Source organism: Nocardia sp. MDA0666 (genome assembly GCF_003023875.1).
Classification (GTDB): domain Bacteria; phylum Actinomycetota; class Actinomycetes; order Mycobacteriales; family Mycobacteriaceae; genus Nocardia; species Nocardia aobensis.
The window spans coordinates 43,464-61,063 of record NZ_PYHT01000023.1; the positions used below are offsets into that span (position 1 = coordinate 43,464).

16 protein-coding genes are annotated in these 17,600 nt (G+C 67.5%); 9 read left to right on the forward strand and 7 right to left on the reverse strand.

Features of this window, described 5'->3' with window-relative positions; all coding sequences use genetic code 11:
- The first annotated feature begins 19 nt into the window (after positions 1 to 19).
- The gene (locus tag C8258_RS25915) at positions 20 to 439 is read left to right on the forward strand and encodes a hypothetical protein (protein ID WP_146161338.1); all 420 of its coding nucleotides are present in this window, start codon (positions 20 to 22) and stop codon (positions 437 to 439) included.
- Between the two features lie 43 nt (positions 440 to 482).
- On the opposite strand, the gene C8258_RS25920 is transcribed toward C8258_RS25915, so the two are convergent.
- Positions 483 to 2,378, reverse strand: coding sequence for a glycosyltransferase (locus C8258_RS25920; protein ID WP_106957405.1), 1,896 nt, complete (start codon positions 2,376 to 2,378; stop codon positions 483 to 485).
- Between the two features lie 96 nt (positions 2,379 to 2,474).
- Complete coding sequence (locus C8258_RS25925; protein ID WP_051024098.1) at positions 2,475 to 2,984, reverse strand: GtrA family protein; 510 nt, start codon at positions 2,982 to 2,984, stop codon at positions 2,475 to 2,477.
- A gap of 228 nt (positions 2,985 to 3,212) precedes the next feature.
- Between C8258_RS25925 and C8258_RS25930 the strand changes: the two genes are divergently transcribed.
- A complete protein-coding gene (locus tag C8258_RS25930; RefSeq protein ID WP_036497048.1) occupies positions 3,213 to 4,178 on the forward strand; it encodes a glycosyltransferase in 966 nt (321 codons plus the stop codon).
- Positions 4,178 to 5,788, forward strand: a complete 1,611-nt coding sequence (locus tag C8258_RS25935) for a DUF2142 domain-containing protein (RefSeq protein WP_106957406.1) — start codon at positions 4,178 to 4,180, stop codon at positions 5,786 to 5,788. The genes C8258_RS25930 and C8258_RS25935 overlap by 1 nt, the downstream gene beginning before the upstream one ends.
- On the opposite strand, the gene rfbB is transcribed toward C8258_RS25935, so the two are convergent.
- Complete coding sequence (rfbB, locus tag C8258_RS25940) at positions 5,785 to 6,786, reverse strand: dTDP-glucose 4,6-dehydratase (RefSeq protein ID WP_106957407.1); 1,002 nt, start codon at positions 6,784 to 6,786, stop codon at positions 5,785 to 5,787. The two genes, C8258_RS25935 and rfbB, sit on opposite strands and share 4 nt — an antisense overlap.
- A gap of 296 nt (positions 6,787 to 7,082) precedes the next feature.
- Here rfbB and C8258_RS25945 point away from each other — a divergent pair, with 296 nt between their 5' ends.
- On the forward strand, positions 7,083 to 7,793 hold the full coding sequence (locus tag C8258_RS25945; RefSeq protein ID WP_106957408.1) for a hypothetical protein: 711 nt from the start codon (positions 7,083 to 7,085) through the stop codon (positions 7,791 to 7,793).
- Between the two features lie 104 nt (positions 7,794 to 7,897).
- On the opposite strand, the gene C8258_RS25950 is transcribed toward C8258_RS25945, so the two are convergent.
- A complete protein-coding gene (locus C8258_RS25950) occupies positions 7,898 to 8,929 on the reverse strand; it encodes an alpha/beta hydrolase (RefSeq protein WP_106957409.1) in 1,032 nt (343 codons plus the stop codon).
- 229 nt (positions 8,930 to 9,158) lie between these two features.
- Between C8258_RS25950 and rfbA the strand changes: the two genes are divergently transcribed.
- On the forward strand, positions 9,159 to 10,049 hold the full coding sequence (gene rfbA / locus C8258_RS25955; RefSeq protein ID WP_036497044.1) for a glucose-1-phosphate thymidylyltransferase RfbA: 891 nt from the start codon (positions 9,159 to 9,161) through the stop codon (positions 10,047 to 10,049).
- Between the two features lies 1 nt (position 10,050).
- On the forward strand, positions 10,051 to 10,608 hold the full coding sequence (locus C8258_RS25960; protein ID WP_036497043.1) for a dTDP-4-dehydrorhamnose 3,5-epimerase family protein: 558 nt from the start codon (positions 10,051 to 10,053) through the stop codon (positions 10,606 to 10,608).
- 63 nt (positions 10,609 to 10,671) lie between these two features.
- Here C8258_RS25960 and C8258_RS25965 read toward each other — a convergent pair whose 3' ends face one another.
- A complete protein-coding gene (locus tag C8258_RS25965; RefSeq protein WP_036497042.1) occupies positions 10,672 to 12,138 on the reverse strand; it encodes an MFS transporter in 1,467 nt (488 codons plus the stop codon).
- Positions 12,139 to 12,341: 203 nt separating this feature from the next.
- Here C8258_RS25965 and C8258_RS25970 point away from each other — a divergent pair, with 203 nt between their 5' ends.
- Positions 12,342 to 12,728 (forward strand): MarR family winged helix-turn-helix transcriptional regulator, encoded by a 387-nt coding sequence (locus C8258_RS25970; RefSeq protein ID WP_233225342.1) that lies wholly within the window; start codon positions 12,342 to 12,344, stop codon positions 12,726 to 12,728.
- Positions 12,729 to 12,756: 28 nt separating this feature from the next.
- Here C8258_RS25970 and C8258_RS25975 read toward each other — a convergent pair whose 3' ends face one another.
- Together C8258_RS25975 and C8258_RS25980 are read right to left on the reverse strand one after the other, a co-directional pair.
- Complete coding sequence (locus tag C8258_RS25975; protein ID WP_106957411.1) at positions 12,757 to 13,629, reverse strand: helix-turn-helix transcriptional regulator; 873 nt, start codon at positions 13,627 to 13,629, stop codon at positions 12,757 to 12,759.
- Between the two features lie 122 nt (positions 13,630 to 13,751).
- Positions 13,752 to 14,423 carry a DUF4282 domain-containing protein gene (locus tag C8258_RS25980; protein WP_106957412.1) on the reverse strand — a complete coding sequence of 224 codons (672 nt, stop codon included), beginning with the start codon at positions 14,421 to 14,423 and terminating at the stop codon, positions 13,752 to 13,754.
- A gap of 367 nt (positions 14,424 to 14,790) precedes the next feature.
- Here C8258_RS25980 and C8258_RS25985 point away from each other — a divergent pair, with 367 nt between their 5' ends.
- Together C8258_RS25985 and C8258_RS25990 are read left to right on the forward strand one after the other, a co-directional pair.
- Complete coding sequence (locus C8258_RS25985) at positions 14,791 to 15,273, forward strand: hypothetical protein (RefSeq protein ID WP_036497109.1); 483 nt, start codon at positions 14,791 to 14,793, stop codon at positions 15,271 to 15,273.
- A gap of 110 nt (positions 15,274 to 15,383) precedes the next feature.
- Positions 15,384 to 17,597 carry a molybdopterin-dependent oxidoreductase gene (locus C8258_RS25990; protein ID WP_106957413.1) on the forward strand — a complete coding sequence of 738 codons (2,214 nt, stop codon included), beginning with the start codon at positions 15,384 to 15,386 and terminating at the stop codon, positions 17,595 to 17,597.
- Positions 17,598 to 17,600 lie beyond the last annotated feature (3 nt).

The window sequence follows — 17,600 nt, forward strand, 5'->3', positions numbered from 1 at the left end:
ACACCGCTGGATTTTCGGCGTGACGGTCGTGTCGGCCGTCGCCGCGAGCACACTGTTCGGGGGTGCGGCCGGCGCATCGGCCGTCGAGGTCTCACCCGGAGTGTTCTGCGAGTGGGCCGGCTGCCACAACGACAACGACGACACCTACCGGGTGGACGCCGAGATCGTCTGCTCGGGCCTGGGTGGCACGGTCCGGGGTACGGCATGGGTGCCGCCGCACGGTGACGCCCGCATCAACGACGCGTGCCCGATGGAGAGCGGTCCCGGCCACTTCGAGACCCCGCCGCCCGATATGCAGCCCGACGGCACCTGGAACCAGCAGCCGCCGCGGTTCGTCCCGGACCTTCCGCAACCGACCTACCCGACCTCGTTCCGATATCTCGGCGCGGTGGTCGACAACAATCCGCCGCCGCCTCCGACCGGCTCGTTCGGCCACTGATCTGCGGCGGCCCGCCCGGTGACGTACCGGGCGGGCCCGCGGATCAGATGCCGTACAGTCGTTCCCAGTTCTCGCGGCTGGTCAATTCCGGTGCCGCGGCCCGGTACTGGCGGCTCAGCTCCGGAAGTTCGCGGCGCAGCCGGCGCAGGGCCCGGACGGTGCGCAGCAGCAGGGCACGGGCTTTCTCCTTGTCCCGCTGCCGGATTCGCACGCCGGACTGGGAGGCGTCGGTCACCACGACGTGATCGAACAGGGCCAGATGCCACCAGTGCGCATCCTCGCGGGTGACGCCCACGACGCCGTGCTGGGTGCGTCCGGTCCACTGCTGGATCGCACGCTTGACCAGCACCAGCAGCGGGCGGCTCGGTTCGCCGCCGGCGCGGCGGAGCTGGATGTCGGACTGCCGGACCGGTGCGGTGGCGGCCGCGTGCTTCGTGGTCTCGCCGTACTCACCGCGGCTGGTGCGGGCGGCCGCCAGGGCCTGAATTCCCCCGTCGCGCAGGATCTTCGGGCCTTGCAGGAAATCCTCGATGCCCTGCAGTGTCGTGTGCGCGAGACCGTACTGCATACCCACCAGATATTCCGCGATCTCACGGAACAGCTTGCGGGTCACCGCCTTCGCGTCCAGATCGGTGTGCATGGAGCTGACGATGAGCGAATTGCGCATGCTGAAGTAGCGCGCCCAGTCGTCGAAGTCCTTCCAGTAGAAGTCCGCGTGCCAGACCGCCGCATTCGGCAGCGTCACGGTCACGAATCCCGCCTCGCGGGCGCGGACACCGTATTCGACGTCGTCCCACTGGAAGAAGATCGGCAGCGGCAGTCCGATCCGGGCCACCACCTCGGCCGGGATCAGGCAGGTCCACCAGGCGTTGTAGCCGGCGTCGACGCGGCGCTCCTGATTGCGCTTGAGCATGCTGGTGTTGCGCAACGCCTTGGGCACCTTCTGACCGTGCCGCAGCTCGTTCAGGTGCACCTCCTCGGCGCCGACGTTGAGATAGTCGGGGTTCAGCAGGAACAGCATCTGCGCGCCGACCAGGGTCGGTTCCACCGTGAGATTGGCAAAGGCGTTGAGCCGCAACACCGTTTCGGGCTCGCAGAGAATGTCGTCGTCCATCAGGATGACGTCGGCGTGCTCGTTCGCCGCCGACACCTCGTACAACCCGCGGGTGAAGCCGCCCGCCCCGCCGAGATTCGGCTGCCGGATGTAGCGCAGCTTGTCACCGAAACGCGGCTGCGTCTGCTGGAACAGCTCCCGGTCCGACACCAGGTCGGTGCCCTGGTCGACCACGTAGACCGCGTCGATGGCCGCCAGCACCTCCGGATCCGAGGCGAGGGCGGCGACGGTGTGCGCGCAGTCCTCGGCCCGGTTGAAGGTGCAGATCGCGATCGCGACCGGGCGGACGCGATCCGGCGCGGGCGCGGTCCAGGTCAGCTCACCGATCGCGAGTTCGCCTCCGACAGCATCGAATTCGACCCACAGCGCCCCGCCGTCCACATACTGATCCAGCGGCGCCCGCAGGGTGACCACCCCGTCGGAATGCACATCCGCGGAGTCGATGATGCGCCGGTGCCCGGCGATATCGGAGGCGGCCAGCCGGATCCGGGCCCGGTCGCCGACCGCGACCCGCATCGAGACCTCGACCTCGGTCACCGTCGTCCAGCGCTGCCAGTAACTGGCCGCGAATCGGCCGAAATAGGTATTGGTGTGGGCGTGCGCGCCCTTTTCCAGCCGCAGCGACAGCCGTTCGCGGTGCGATTTGCCCTTGACCACCGCATAGAGTTCGTCGCTGATCTTCGGCGCCGGGCCGGTGAAGATGCCCCGGGCCAGAACCAGGCGGTCGGGGGCGCGGTGCTCGGTCCGCAGGGCGCCGGGTGCGGGCTCGGCGATCCGCGGGTCGTTCTCGGTGGCGGTCACGGCCTGGCCAGCCGACTGATCCATGGTGGAATCCCTCGTAAACAGTGTCCGATGGCGCCGAATCCGGCGCGGGCGCGGTCAAGTGCGGGCTCGGTGCGAGCGATACCCATTATGTCCGTCTCATGTCGCGGCGTCCGACCGACCCGAGCGCGACTCGGCGAAGACGAAAGTGTCGTAGGCCCAGTAGCGGAAAACCACCGCCACGATCTGGCCGATCAGGGTGCCGGAGATGTTGTCCGCCAGCGGCGAGGACAGGTGCAGGACATATCGGGAGAATGCCAGACACCCCAGCTGCAATCCGATGGCAACCACATTGAAAACGGCATACAGCAGATATTCGCGGGCGGGACTGCCGCCCTGCTTGTGCGCGAAAGTCCACCATTTGTTGCCGAAATACGTGACCACCGTGGCCACCAGAATCGAGATGATCTTCGCGACCAGCGGCGCGTGATTCAGAACTCCGTCGCCGCCCCAGAAGACCAGCAGATTGTAGGTTCCGGCGTCGACGAGAAATCCGATCGCGCCGACCACCAGAAAAGCCGATCCCTGCCGCAGGGCGGTGACGACCTTGTGTCGCAAGGTATCGCCGGTTCGATCGACCGGTTCGGTCGCCGTCTCACTGCTGGCCACCCGGCGACGGTACCGCACCCCGGTTCCCCACCGCGTGATGCCGGTGGGAGCGCGGCTCGCCGCGGGTGCGATCGGGCGGCTCACAGCGGGCGCAAAGGGCGCGAGGTCGCGGCGGGTGCACCGGCCCGCACCGGACACAGTGAGGGTTAGCGGGCGCGAGTCCGGCCCCGGCCTGTACCCTCCCGGTGTTCCGTATTTCATCGGCCGATCAAATGAGGGATTGACGGGGTGAACCCCACCGAGCTTCGCATCGCCGCAGTCGTGCCCTGCCACAACGAGGAGGCTGCGGTCGCCAAGGTCGTCACGGACCTCAAGGCTGCCGTGCCGGGCATCGACGTCTACGTCTACGACAACCGCAGCACGGACGCCACCGCCGAACGTGCCCGGGAGGCGGGCGCGATCGTGCGCACCGAGACCGTCAAGGGCAAGGGCAATGTCGTCCGGCGCGCATTCGCCGATATCGAGGCAGACGTCTACCTGATGATCGACGGCGACGACACCTATGACGCCTTCGCCGCCCCGAAGATGATCGAGGCGTTGCTGTCGGGCCCCTACGACCATGTCCTCGGCGTGCGCAAAGAGGACGAAGGCTCGCAGGCGTACCGCGCGGGCCACGAAGCCGGCAACCGCGTCCTCAACGGCGTGGTCGGCAAGGTATTCGGTGAGAACGTCGAAGATATGCTCTCCGGGTACCGGGTGTTCTCCCGCCGCTTCGTGAAGAGTTTCCCCGCGGTGTCGCGCGAATTCGAGATCGAAACCGAATTGACCGTGCATTCGCTGCATCTGCGCGTACCGCAGACCTCGGTGCGGGTGGGATTCCGCGACCGGCCGGAGGGCAGTGAATCCAAACTGCGCACCTACCACGACGGCTTCAAGATTCTGGGCCTGATCTTCGGTCTGGCCCGGCACGAACGCCCGGTCGCGTTCTACGGACTGTTCGGCACGCTGGCCTGGTTGATCTCGATCATTCTGATCGTGCCGATAGTGATCCAGTTCTACGAAATCCACCAGGTGCCGCGCTTCCCGACATTGTTCCTCGGCTTCACCCTGCTGCTGCTGGGCAGCCTGGCGTGGACCGCCGGTCTGATCCTCGACGGCATCCGCCGATCCCGGCACGAGGCCGCCCGCCTGATGTACCTGCGGTATTCGGCCGTCGGCGTCGAAACGCCCGAGCAGGTCCGGCAGGCACACTGATGACGACCCAGGCCGACAAGGAGGCCGCCGATAGGCGGGCCTCCGACCGCGAGGCCGTGACCGGCGAAGCCGACGCCGAGCAGCCGAACCGCGACGAGTCGAACCGCGAGAGCGGCGACGCGGGCGTCGGCGCCGAGCAGCGGCAGCCCTCGGACCTGTTCCGGCGCACCCGATCCGGTATCGCGCACCACCTGGGCCCGGCCGCGGCGGTCTTCGTCCTGGTGGCCGGCGTCTTCGGCATCGTGTTCGCGACCATCATCCCGCCGTTCTGGGGTCACGACGAGATCACCCAGTTCGGACGCGCGTACCAGGTGGCGCACGGCGGATTCACCCCCGAGCGGATCACCGACGACCGCGGCGTCTCCTACGGCGGGCAGATCCCGTTGAGTGTCGACGGCCTGATGGGTTACGCCTTCACCGACTACAACCGTCATCCGACCGAGCCGGCCCCGCTGGCCGCCGACGAGACCGCCTACGACCGGCTGGGCTCGGCGCCGGTGACCACCACCGCGACCAAGCAGATGTGGTTCACCAATACCGCCGCCTACTCACCGGTGCCGTATGTGCCCGCGGCCGTGGGCATCCGGCTGGCCCAGGCGATCGGCCTCGACGTCGGCGATACGGTGCTGCTCACCCGGCTCGCGGGACTGCTCGCCTATCTGGTGATCGTGGCGTTCGCGCTGCGGGCGCTGCGGACGTTCCGCATCCAGTGGCTGGTGTTCACGATCGCGGTGCTGCCCATCGCGCTGTTCCAGGCGGGCACGGTCACCGCCGACACCGTCACCAACGCCCTGGCCGTCCTGGTGTCGTGCCTGGTGGTGAAGGGCGTTTTCCTCGACACCCGGCTGACGAAGGCGGAGGTGGTCGCCGCACTGGCGGCGACGCTGGCGCTGCCGCTGAGCAAGCCGACCTACGTCATCCTCGCCATGCTGGTGGTGCTGATTCCGGCCCGGCAGTACGGCTTCGGGAGGGTGCTGCGCTGGCTGCCGTGGTGCTTCGCGGCGCTGGGCGCGATCCTGTTCGCGGTGTGGATGAAGATCGCCGCACCGACGGGCGACGGCATGGGCCTGATGCGTAAGCCGTCGGAATGGCGTTCGGTGCGCCCCGGCGACCAACTGCACGGAATTCTTTCCGATCCGGTGCATTTCGCCAATACTTTCGGCGACAGCATCTGGTATCGGGACGAGAAATGGTTCATCCAATTCTTCGGCGAGCTGGGATTCGCCTATGTGGACGTTCCCGCGCTGTCGATCCTGGCCTGCCTGCTGGCGCTGGCGGTGAGCGCCGGAATCGCGGATCGGCTGACCGGTAACCGGTGGCGCACCTGGATCGTCGCGCTCACCGTGCTGGCCAGTGTGGCGATGATCTACGTGACGCTCTACATGTCGTTCACACCGGTGGGCTACTGGATGATCGACGGCGTACAGGGGCGCTATTTCGTGCCGCTCGCGATTGCCGGGTTCGCGGTGCTGCTGCGGTGGATGCCGTTGCGGCTCAGCGATTCCCGCGGCGTGACGCCGGTACGCGGGCCCGCGATCACGGTGGTGGTCGCGACCGTGGTGGCTTTGGCCGCGGCCGCGATCAAATACAACGTCCTGATCTGGGGTTAGAGCACCTTTTCGCCGGCCGCCGCATATGCGCGTTCGGTGTGTTCCTTCTGCGGGCGCCACCACGCCTCGTTGTCGCGGTACCAGGCGACCGTCGCGGCCAGCCCGGCGCGGAAATCGCCGTACCGGGGGCGCCAGCCGAGTTCGCCGCGCAGCAGGGTGGCGTCGATGGCGTAGCGCTGATCGTGTCCGGGCCGATCGGTGACGTGATCGAAATCGCCAGGGTCGCGGCCGAATTCGGCGAGCAGCAACTCCACCACCGTCCGGTTGTCCAGTTCACCGTCGGCGCCGATCAGATACGTCTGCCCGATGCGCCCGCGGTCGAGAATGTCCCACACCGCGCGGTTGTGATCGGCGACGTGAATCCAGTCCCGGATCTGATGTCCGGCGCCGTAGAGGCGCGGTCGCACCCCGTCGATCAGATTGGTGATCTGGCGCGGGATGAATTTCTCCACATGCTGATACGGGCCGTAATTGTTACTGCAGTTGGAGATCGTCGCCCGCACCCCGAACGACCGCACCCAGGCACGGACCAGCAGATCGCTGGAGGCCTTGGTGGCCGAATACGGGCTGGACGGTTGATAAGGGGTGTTCTCGGTGAATGCCGGATCGTCGGCCTCGAGGTCGCCGTAGACCTCGTCGGTCGAGATGTGGTGGTAGCGCACATCGTATTTGCGGACGGCCTCGAGCAGAGTGAAGGTGCCGACGATATTGGTCTGCACGAACGCCCGGGGCCGCGCCAGCGAATTGTCGTTATGGGATTCGGCCGCGAAATGCACCACGGCGTCGGTTCCGGAGACCAAGCGGTCCACCAGGCCGGAATCGGCGATATCGCCGTGTACGAACTCGATCCGATCGGCGATCGGCGCCAGCGAGTCGCGATTTCCGGCATAGGTCAGTGCGTCGAGCACGGTGACGCGGACGTCGGGTCGATCCGCCACGGTCTGATGGACGAAGTTCGCGCCGATGAATCCGGCTCCGCCGGTTACGAGCAATCGCACCGTGCCACCCTAACGTGGGCGCGCATACGGACTTTGAATCACCTGCGAGTCACACCGACCCTACAGCGTAGTGTGACCTTCATCACACTACGGTCGGGATGTCCTATTTGTTCGAATTGTTGGTGGTGTCCGAAAACCGCACGCATACTGCATGTTTCCACAACCTGACAATCGGCAAGAACCCGATGGTGAACAGAATTTGAATGAACGGACACAACAGGTTCACCGCTCGTTAGCTGTCGTCGATTTCTATTTCTCATGTCCCAGAACCACTCTGTATCGAGGTTCCGCAGAAAATGATGATGAGGAAATTCGTCGCGACCGCCGCCATGCTGGTCGCCGCCGTCGGTGTCGCGGCCGGTACCGCCACGGCCGACCCTGCCGCCCCCGCGGCACCCGAAAGCGTCTACTACAAGGCCAGCGTCGTCGACAACGACAAAGCCGTCATCCAGACCGACGGTGGCTCGATCGTCAACGAAGACGGCATGCTGAAGATCAAGGCCGCCAACGGCACCGTGCTCGCCGGCACCCCCCTGAACTTCCGGGTCGACGACTTCGAGTTCCCGATCGCCGCCGACATCTCCGGTAACACCGCCACCCTGACCCCGCAGTTCGACGAGCAGCACGCGGTCTACAAGCCGGTCGCGCTGCCCTTCGAGGAGTCGGCTCCCTGGAAGACCCCGTACGACCGTGAGGTCGCGGCCTTCACCCGCCTGAAGGACACCATCGCCACCGGCGCCACCATCGGCACCCTGGCCGGTGGTATCGGCGGCGCGGCCATCGGCTGCATCGCGGGCGCTGCCCTCGGTGTCGTCGCCACCGGTGCGCTGGCCACCCTGTTCGGCCTCGGCCCGCTCGGCGGCTGCGTCGCCGGTGCCGCCGCCGTCGGCTTCCTGGGTTTGCTCGCCGGCCAGATCTTCATCACCGCTCCCGTCGCCATCGGCGCCGCGATCCAGTACTTCGCGACCGTCAACGCCCCGTTCAACCCGCCGGCGCCGGCCAAGTAATTCCGCAGGCCGCCTGTCGCACCCCTGAGCGGGCGGATTCCTCGGATCAGAGACAGTGCCCCGCCCACCGTTCGGTGGGCGGGGCACTGTCGTTTCGCCTCCTGTCAGGCGGTCCGCGCGGCCTCTTCCGGCTCGACCCGCGCCCGCACGAATCGCGCCACCCGGGCCAGGGCGGCGCGGCTCTCCGGCATATTCGGCAGGATGCTCATGAAGGCGTGGACCTGCCCGCGCCACAACTCCAGCGAATTCGGCACACCGGCCGCGGTGAGCCGGCGGGCCATCAATTCGCTGTCGCAGCGCAGCAATTCGTCCTCACCGACGATCAGCAGCGCCGGCGGCAGGCCGGTGAGCGACCCGTTCACCGGCGACAAGGCCGGGTCGAGCGGCCGCTCCGCCTCGGCCCCGTAACGCACCATCTGCCGCACCGCCGCCATCGGGATGTAGGCGTCGCGACCGACGTTCATGTACTCACCCTTGAGCCGGTAATCGAGATCCAGCAGCGGCGACAGGCCGACCAGGCCGGCCGGGCCGGGCAGTCCGGCCTGCGCCGCCCGCAACGCGGTGGCGAAGGTGAGGAAACCGCCCGCCGAATCTCCGGCGAAGACGATGCGTGCCGGATCGGCGCCGTGCCGCAGCAACCAGCGATAGGCCGTGAGGCAGTCCTCGACCGATCCGGCGATATTCGTCCCGGGCAGCTGCCGATAGTCCACGTTCACCACCGGCAGCCCCGTACGGCGGGCCAGGCTGGCCGCCACCGGCCGATGCGAGTCCAGTCCGCACAGGAAGAAGCCGCCGCCGTGCATGTACATCACGGCGCCGTCGCGCAGGGATCGCCGGGCGCCGGCCGGGCGGATGATCTCCATCCGGAAGCCGCTCATCCGCACCTGTTCGCGTTCCACGCCGCGCACCTGCGGCCGCAGCGCCGCCAGCCGGTCGATCAGGACCCGCGCGACGGGCATGGTCATCGGAGTGATCGGATAGCGCCGGATGACGGGGCCGACCACGCCCCGGCAGGTCAGCAGTACCGCCTGCGAATGCAGACTCGCCCGGTCCGGGTTCACCACCACCGGCTCCACGACAACACCGGGTTCGAGCCCCGGCCGGTATTCGGCCTCGCCGATGGGAATCGCCGTCATCGCGCACCTACCTGCCACTCGGCGCCGAGTGACCGGCCACCGGCAGATTCGGTGGCGGAGGTGTCGGCGCTGACATCTCACACACTGGTGTTTCAGAACACCATGGATATGTGACCTACGCAATACTTGATCGCCCGACCAGGGTCCGGCGAAACCATCGTGACCATTTCGCGGTCTACTCGGAACCTCATCGAGCCCGAGCGGGCGGAAGCTGGCAGACTTGCGTCACATGCGCGGAATCATTCTGGCCGGGGGCACCGGGTCCCGGCTGCACCCGATCACGCGCGGGGTCAGCAAGCAACTGGTCCCGGTGTACGACAAGCCGATGGTCTATTACCCGCTCTCCACGTTGATGCTGGCGGGCATTCGCGACATCCTGGTGATCACCACCCCCGAGGATGCCGGGGCCTTCCGCCGGCTGCTCGGCGACGGGACCCAGTTCGGCCTGGCGATCGACTACGTGGTGCAACCCGAACCCGACGGCCTGGCCCGGGCCTTCGTGCTCGGCGCCGACCACATCGGCGGCGAATGCGCGGCGCTGGTGCTCGGCGACAACATTTTTCACGGTCCCGGTCTCGGGACCAGGTTGCGGCGCTTCGACGGCCTCGACGGCGGCGCGGTCTTCGCCTACCGGGTGTCCGATCCCTCGGCCTACGGCGTGATCGAATTCGACCGGGGTAGAGCCGTTTCCATCGAGGAGAAGCCGAAGCTCCCGCGGTCCAACTACGCCATTCCCGGCCTGTACTTCTACGACAACGACGTCGTCGAGATCGCCCGGGGACTGCGGCCGTCCGCGCGCGGCGAATACGAGATCACCGATATCAATCGCACCTATCTGGAACAGGGGCGGTTGCAGGTCGAAACTCTCGCGCGCGGCACCGCCTGGCTCGATACCGGAACCTTCGACTCGCTGCTGGACGCCGCCAACTACGTGCGCACCATCGAGGAACGACAGGGCCTCAAGATCGGCGTGCCCGAGGAGGTGGCCTGGCGGATGGGCTTCATCGACGACGAACAGCTGTGCCGGCTGGCCGAGCCGCTGGTGCGCTCCGGGTACGGGACCTACCTGCTGGACCTGCTGAATCGCGGGCGCGACGATCGCTACGGACAGGACGGTTGACATGCGGATTCGAGAACTGGCGGTCCCCGGTGCGTGGGAGTTCACGCCGGAGTTGCGCGGCGACGAGCGCGGCGTCTTCGCCGAGACGTTCAAGGCCTCGGAATTCGAGAAGGCGACCGGACGGCCCCTGGATCTGCTGCAGATGAACACCTCCACCTCGGCGGCCGGCGTCCTGCGCGGCATCCACTACACCGAGAATCCGCCCGGCCAGGCCAAATACGTCACCTGCATGCGCGGCGCCTTCCTGGATGTCGTGGTGGATCTGCGCCGTGACTCCCCCACCTTCGGCCGCTGGGACAGCGTGGTGATCGACGACGTCACGCGCCGCTCGGTCTTCGTCTCCGAGGGGCTCGGTCATGCCCTGCTGTCGCTGGCCGACGATTCCACCGTCACCTATCTCTGCTCGCTCGAATACTCCCCCGAATTCGACCGGGACCTCGACGCCTTCGATCCGGATCTCGGAATCGACTGGCCCACCGCCGGTTCCGACGGCAGTCCGCTGACCTTCATCCGCTCGCCGAAGGATGCGGCCGCGCCGCGCCTGCGCGAACTTCGCTGAGGGCCGCGCAGACGCCACGCCCGGCTCGAACGGATGAGCCGGGCGTGGCGTGCGGGACGGATCTCAGGCCGCCGCGAGTTCCGGTGCCTGTTCGGTGTCCTCGACCTCCTGCGGCTTCTTGCGGGTGGGCAGGAAGTGGGTGAAGGCGATGAGGGCGCCGATGATCGCCGCGATACCCGCGAAGATCAGGCCGGGACGGTAGCTGTCGAGTACCGCCTGCGGTGAATTACCGTGCGGGCCCGAGGAAATCAGCGCGGTGGTGATGGCGAGGACGATCGCCGCGCCGACCTGCATGGAGGTCTGCAGCACACCGGCCGCCAGGCCCTGTTCCTCGTCCTCGATGCCGTTGGTGGCCTGAATGTTGATGGCCGGGAAGCCGATCCAGCCGATACCGATCAGCAGCACCGCGGGCAGGATCACCGCGACGTAGGACGGAGCGGTATCGATCCGCAGGAACAGCAGGTAGCCGATCGCCATGACGGTGGTGGTGACCGCGATGATCGGGCCGGTGCCGAAGCGGTCCACCAACTTGTCGGAGAACACCGACGACAGCGCCACCAGCACACCCACCGGCAGCAGCGCCATCGCCAGGGTCAGCGGCGACCAGCCCAGGCTGTCCTGCAGGTACAGGGTGACGATGAACTGCCAGCTGAAGTAGGAACCCGCCACCGCGACGATCACCAGACTGGCCCGCACCAGCGTGGCCTTGCGGAGAATGCCCAGGCGGATCAGCGGGTGGCGCACCCGCTTCTCCACCGCGACGAACGCGGCGAACAGGACGAGGACGGCCGCGAACGAGCCCACGGTGCGCGCCGAACCCCAGCCGGCCTGCGGTGCGGACACCACGGTGTAGACGAGCAGCAGCATGGCGGAGGTGGAGAACAGCGCCCCCAGCAGATCGTGTCCGCCCTCGGCGGTGTCGCCCTTGTCCTTCGGCACCAGGATCGCCGCGGAGATCAGGGCGGCCAGCGCGATCGGCACCGGCAGCAGGAAGGTCCAGCGCCAGCCGAAACCGGTCATCAGGCCACCGAAGACCAACCCCATGGAGTAGCCGCCGGCACCGAAGACGGTGTAGATGGACAGCGCCTTGTTGCGTGCCGGCCCCTCGGCGAAATTCGTGGTGATGATCGACAGCCCGGTCGGCGCGGTGAAGGCGGCCGCCAGACCCTTGACGAAGCGAGTCGCGATCAGCAGCGGCCCGGAGCTGACCAGCCCGCCCGCCAGCGAGGCGACCGCGAAGACCGCCAGTGCGATGAGGAAGACCTTGCGCCGCCCCAGCAGATCGGCGGTGCGGCCGCCGAGCAGCAGCAGGCCGCCGTAGCCGAGGACGTATCCGCTGACCAGCCACTGCAGGGTCGAGGTTTCGAGATGGAGTTCGGTACCGATGGACGGCAGCGCGACGCCGACCATCGAAACGTCGAGGCCGTCCAGGAACAGCACGATGCACAGCGTGATGAGCATGCCCCAGAGCCGGATCGGCCACCGAGTGTCGGCCGCCGAGGCGGCCGGAAGTGTTGCTGTGGAAGTCATGACGCGGAACACTACATGCGTGCGCATCTAATGCACAAGCATTTAATGTGGTTGCATGAAACGGACGCAGACACTAGGATGGCGACATGACAAAGGCGTCGACAGCGTTTCCGGCGCATTCGACGGACGCGGTAGCACCGAACACGGCGCTATCCACAGGTCTGCCGTCCGTAGCGCCGAGTGATACCGACACCGGCTGCCCTGTGCCGACCGTCCGGAACGACGGGCCGGGCGGCCTGGTCGGCGAGTGGCGCGATCTACTCGCTCGCCATGCCGCGGTGTCCTGTGCGCTGGAGAAGGATCTACAGCGTGAACACCACATCGGCCTCAGCGAGTTCGAGACGCTGGACCGTCTGGTCGACGCCTCGTGTGACAGCTACCGGATGAGCGATCTGGCGCACGACATCCACCTGAGCCAGAGCGCACTGTCCCGTACGGTGGCACGACTGGAGCGCGACGGACTGGTCGATCGCACCCTGTGCACCGAGGACCGCCGCGCGATCTACGTCTGCCTTACCGACAAGGGCCGCGCGGTCCACACCGCCGCCGCCCCGACGCACCGCGACGTACTGGAACGCACTCTGCACTGAATCCGGCCGCACCGAATCGGGCCGAGCGTCACGCAGCGGCGATGGCCTCGTCCAAGGCCGCTCGCCCGTCCACCGAAGCGGCGCGAATATTCGCGAACGCGCCCCGATAACGGTCGATATCGGAATTTTTGTCGAAATAGGTCGAACCGGCGAAAGTTTCGACATACACCACCGGCGGCTCGGTGGTTTCCGCGCCGGCTTCGCCGAATTCCAGCAGGACGAATCGCCCGGAATCGAGACCCTCGTGGTAGGCGGAATCGTTGGGCACCAGGCGAATATCGATGTTCGGGCACTCGCACATCCGGCGCAGATGATCCAGTTGCCCCGCGATCACGGCTGGATCACCGATCCGCCGCCACAGCAGCGATTCGGCGATGATCGCCACCAACCGCACCGGATCCGGGGTGCGGGTGAGCAGACGCTGCCGCTGCCTGCGCACCTCGATCCGGCGCTCGACCTCGGCCGGGCTGAGATTCGGCCGGGCCGCGGTCAGCAGCGCGCGGGTGTAGTCCTCGGTCTGCAGCAGGCCCGGCACGAATTCGTTCTCGAAGGTGGAGATCTGAGTCGCGGCCTCTTCCAGGCCGATGTACACGTCGAAACCCTCGGCGATCACATCACCGTAGGGCGCCCACCACCCCCTGGCCTTGGTTTCGCGGGCGAGCGCGGTGAGAGGTTCCAGCTCGGCCTCGGGCGCGCCGTAGATCTTGCACATGGCTTCCACATCGAGGCTGCGCAGGGAGGTCTGACCGGTCTCGATCCGCCAGATCTTGGCCTCCGACCATTCCAGCCGGCGGGCGGCCACCCGGGTCGTCATCCGCGCGCGATTACGCAGGTCACGCAGCCGGCGGCCCAATTGCCGCCGCGGCATGGTCGAACCGGTGATCCCCTGCGGTGAAGCCATTTTCCCCCCTCGGCAGAAACCTTCGCGGGCATCGGAACTCGCTCGGACACCCCCGAACGGATTGTCGCACAACAGAACAGCCCCCGACAGCCGCGCCGATCGACCGGGCCGCGCAGACGCTGCTACCTGCGCGGCGGACGTTTGCGGAACCGCCAGAATTGCACGGCACGAACATCTTCCGAAAGCTGGTTCACCGGCTCGGCGACGTCGGACAGCGCGCGGAAGAGATCGTCGGCGAGGGTGTTGATGTGCTCCACCCGAGTCGCCAGTCGCGAGGCGTTGACCAGGAATTCCAGCACCAATCGCACCGATGCCGCGATGGTCAGGCCGAGTGGTATCGCCACCACGACCGCGAAGATCACCCCCAGCAGTGCGGACACCTGCCACAGCACCACGACCAGGACCAGCGGGATGCCGATCGCGAAGGCCAGTCCCAGGAGATAGGCCAGCGGCAGCAGCGTGCGCGTGGCCGATGTGCGGAACTGCACATCCAGCAGCGCGCGGGCGGCCGCACCACACCAGGCGCGGAAGGCGCCGGGACTCCGGAACGGTTCGGGCCGCTCGTCCTCCGCGGTCTCGGCCGGTGACCAGCGGCGCCGGGCGGAGTCCTTCCACGCGAGCCAGCGGGACTCCACGGCGTAGTCGGCCTCACCGTCTTCGCCGGAGCGGTCGTCGACTTCGTCGCGTCCGGTCGATTCGGGCGTCTCGTCCCTATCCCGCGGGCTCCCAGCGGAATCGCGCGCGGCCCCGGTCTCGGAATCCCGGTTCCTGGGTCGCTGCGGGTCTTCGCTCATGATTCGAATCCTCTCCCGGCACAGCGGAAGCGAGCAATCTCCGGGCGGGCTCGAATCCCATCGGTCACATGCGACTCATGTCACACTTTCTCCCCATTTCTTCCCAGCGAGCTGCCAGGGAATCAACAGCGGCAACGCATTCGATTCACAGCGACGCGCACAAAGGTGGTAGTCGTAGCAGTTCACAACGGCGGGGAACGGCGCTCCGAAAGGTTCATAGCCACCGGCGATCACCGCCCGCCCGTGTGACGTATCCGACCATCACGAAGAAATTTCCACCAAGTTGTAACACCGCCGGTAGCGCGGCCCGATACGTCCCATGAACACCGACGCAGGACCCAGATCTACCCGGGGAATGGAGAACACAGTGCGTACAGCGTTTCCGACTTCCGTCCACGCGGCGACGTTGGCCGCTACCGCGCAGGACTACATCCAGCGCGGGTGGACGGTCGCTGAAACGGCCAACGGCATCTGCCTGATCACCGATGCGAATGTTTCGGGTATCGAGGTTGCCGGCGAACTGGCCGCGAACGTGCGCCGATTCCTGCGGGCCAACAACCTGTCCGGACCGGTGATCGAGATCCCGGGCGCCGAGCGCCGCGAGATCCACCTGGTGACCGGACTCGCCAAGGCCGCGATGGCGCTCGAGGCGCTGCGCGCGGCCGGCGCGATCGTCTACACCGACGGTGCGGGCATCCCGCTGCCGCCCACCCAGCTCTCGGCCGGCGAGGCCTGCTGGGGTGTAGCGCCGACCGAGGCCCGCTGGCTGCCGCCGGTCGTCGCGATCGCCGCGGCCGTGCGTTCGGCGAACTCCGGCCGCAAGCCGCAGGTCGCTCGCATCGCCAGCTGAATCGACCATCCGCGAAACCGCGAGAACGACAGTGTTCTCGCGGTTTCGCGGTTTTCGTGCATTTCGGATGAATCCCGGCGCGACGACCGACCGCCGACGATGATGGATCCATGACGCGCGTCACCGCAGAAGCCCGGACCACCTACCGCACCTGCCCGCTGTGCGAGGCCGTCTGCGGACTCGAGATCACCCTGGACGCTCAGGACCGGGTGACGCGTGTGCGCGGCGATCGCGAGGACCCGTTCAGCCGGGGCTTCATCTGCCCCAAGGGCGCGAGCCTCGGGGCGCTGGACGCCGACCCCGATCGGCTGGCCGAACCGATCATCCGTGATCGCGCCACCGACACCTGGCGCCACGCCACCTGGGCCGAGGCCTTCGATCTCATCGCCGAGCGAGCGCCGGCCGTCCTCGACGAATACGGCCGCCAGGCCGCCGCGCTGTATCTGGGCAATCCGAATGCCCACACGATCGCCGGCGCGCTGTACGTGCCGGCACTGATCCGGGCGTTGAGCACGCGCAACCTGTACTCGGCCAGCACCGCCGATCAGATGCCGAAACAGGTGTCGAGCGGGCTCATGTTCGGCGATCCGCTCACGGTCGCCGTGCCCGATCTGGACCGCACCGACTATCTGCTGATGCTCGGCGCCAACCCGCTGGAATCCAACGGCTCGCTGTGTACCGCCCCGGACTATCCGGGCCGGTTGAAGGCGCTGCGCAAGCGCGGCGGGCGGTTGGTCGTGGTCGATCCACGGCGTACCCGCACGGCGGACCTCGCCGACGAGCATCTGTTCATCCGGCCCGGCAGCGACGCGTATCTGCTGTTCGGCATCGTGCACACACTCTTCGCCGAGGATCTGACCGATGTCCGCGTCGAGGTGGCGGGGCTGGAGCAGATCCGTTCGGCCGCACTCCCGTTCACTCCCGAGGCGGTGCAGGCACGCACCGGCATACCGGCCGAGACCGTCGGGCGGCTGGCGCGGGAGCTGGCGGCGGCGCCGACGGCCGCGGTCTATGCGCGCATCGGCACCTGCACCGCCGAATTCGGCACCCTCACGCAGTGGCTGGTGGACGTGATCAACGTGCTCACCGGCAATCTGGACCGGCCCGGCGGCGCGATGTTCGCCACCGCCGCCGCCCTCGGCATCGTGCGGACGCGGCCGTTCCGGCTCGGGCGCTGGGCCAGCCGGGTGCGCGAATTGCCCGAAGCCATGGGCGAATTCCCCGTCGCGACGCTGGCCGACGAAATTCTCACCCCCGGTGAGGGACAGGTCCGGATGCTGGTGACGGTGGCCGGCAATCCGGTGCTCTCGGCTCCCGCGGGCGCGCGGCTCGGCGAAGCGCTGGCCGGACTGGACTTCATGGTCAGTGTGGATCGCTACCTCAACGAGACCACCCGCCATGCCGATGTGATCCTGCCGCCGCCGCGCACACTGCAGGCGCCGCACTACGATTTCGCGCTGCTGCAGTTCGCGGTGCGCAATTACGCCCGCTATTCCCCGCCGGTGGTCGCCCTGCCCGGCGACCGGCCCTCGGAACCGGAAATACTTGCCCGCCTGGCACTTTCCCTGGCGGGTCAGCAGCCGGAGCCGGGAACCGATTCCGTCGCGGCGGTGGACGAGCTGATCATCGCCGGCACCCTGCACAAGGCCGGACTCGGCGCGCGGCGCGGCGAGCTGATCGGCGCGAACAGCACCGAACAGCGCATCGACATGATGCTGCGCCTGGGGCCGCACGGCGAATGGAATCCCGATCGCCGGTCCGCCGACATCGCGCCCGAGGGGCTGAACCTGCAGGTCCTGCTGGACAATCCGCACGGCATCGATCTGGGCGCGCTGCAACCGCGGCTGCCCGGCGTGCTGCGCACGGCCTCACAGAAGGTGGAGCTGGCGCCGCAGCAACTGCTCGACGACACGACCCGGCTGCTGGCCGAAATGTCTGCTGCCCGACCGGATGTGGTGTTGATCGGCCGGCGGCAACTGCGGTCGAACAACAGTTGGATGCACAATGTCCCGGCCCTGGTCGGTGGCTCGAATACCTGCACCCTGCATATTCATCCCGACGACGTGGCGCGCCTCGGGCTGGGCGAGCTGGCCGCGATCGAGTCGGCGACCGGAAAGCTGACCGTGCCGGTGGAACCGAACGATCGGATCATGCCCGGTGTGGTGAGCCTGCCGCACGGCTGGGGACATTCGGGCAGCACCCAGACGGTCGCACGCGAGCACGCCGGCGTGAATGCCAATGCCCTGACCGATGATTCGCGGATCGACGCCGTATCCGGAAACGCGGTGTTCAACGGAGTTCCGGTGACCATCACGCCGGTGTGATTC

Bases quoted from the DNA above. Each gene is read 5' to 3' on its own strand.
- C8258_RS25920 (WP_106957405.1), bottom strand. From the start codon at position 2,378: ATGGATCAGTCGGCTGGCCAGGCCGTGACCGCCACCGAGAACGACCCG.
- C8258_RS25935 (WP_106957406.1), top strand. From the start codon at position 4,178: ATGACGACCCAGGCCGACAAGGAGGCCGCCGATAGGCGGGCCTCCGAC.
- C8258_RS25945 (WP_106957408.1), top strand. From the start codon at position 7,083: ATGATGATGAGGAAATTCGTCGCGACCGCCGCCATGCTGGTCGCCGCC.
- C8258_RS25950 (WP_106957409.1), bottom strand. From the start codon at position 8,929: ATGACGGCGATTCCCATCGGCGAGGCCGAATACCGGCCGGGGCTCGAA.
- rfbA (WP_036497044.1), top strand. From the start codon at position 9,159: ATGCGCGGAATCATTCTGGCCGGGGGCACCGGGTCCCGGCTGCACCCG.
- C8258_RS25960 (WP_036497043.1), top strand. From the start codon at position 10,051: ATGCGGATTCGAGAACTGGCGGTCCCCGGTGCGTGGGAGTTCACGCCG.
- C8258_RS25965 (WP_036497042.1), bottom strand. From the start codon at position 12,138: ATGACTTCCACAGCAACACTTCCGGCCGCCTCGGCGGCCGACACTCGG.
- C8258_RS25975 (WP_106957411.1), bottom strand. From the start codon at position 13,629: ATGGCTTCACCGCAGGGGATCACCGGTTCGACCATGCCGCGGCGGCAA.
- C8258_RS25980 (WP_106957412.1), bottom strand. From the start codon at position 14,423: ATGAGCGAAGACCCGCAGCGACCCAGGAACCGGGATTCCGAGACCGGG.
- C8258_RS25990 (WP_106957413.1), top strand. From the start codon at position 15,384: ATGACGCGCGTCACCGCAGAAGCCCGGACCACCTACCGCACCTGCCCG.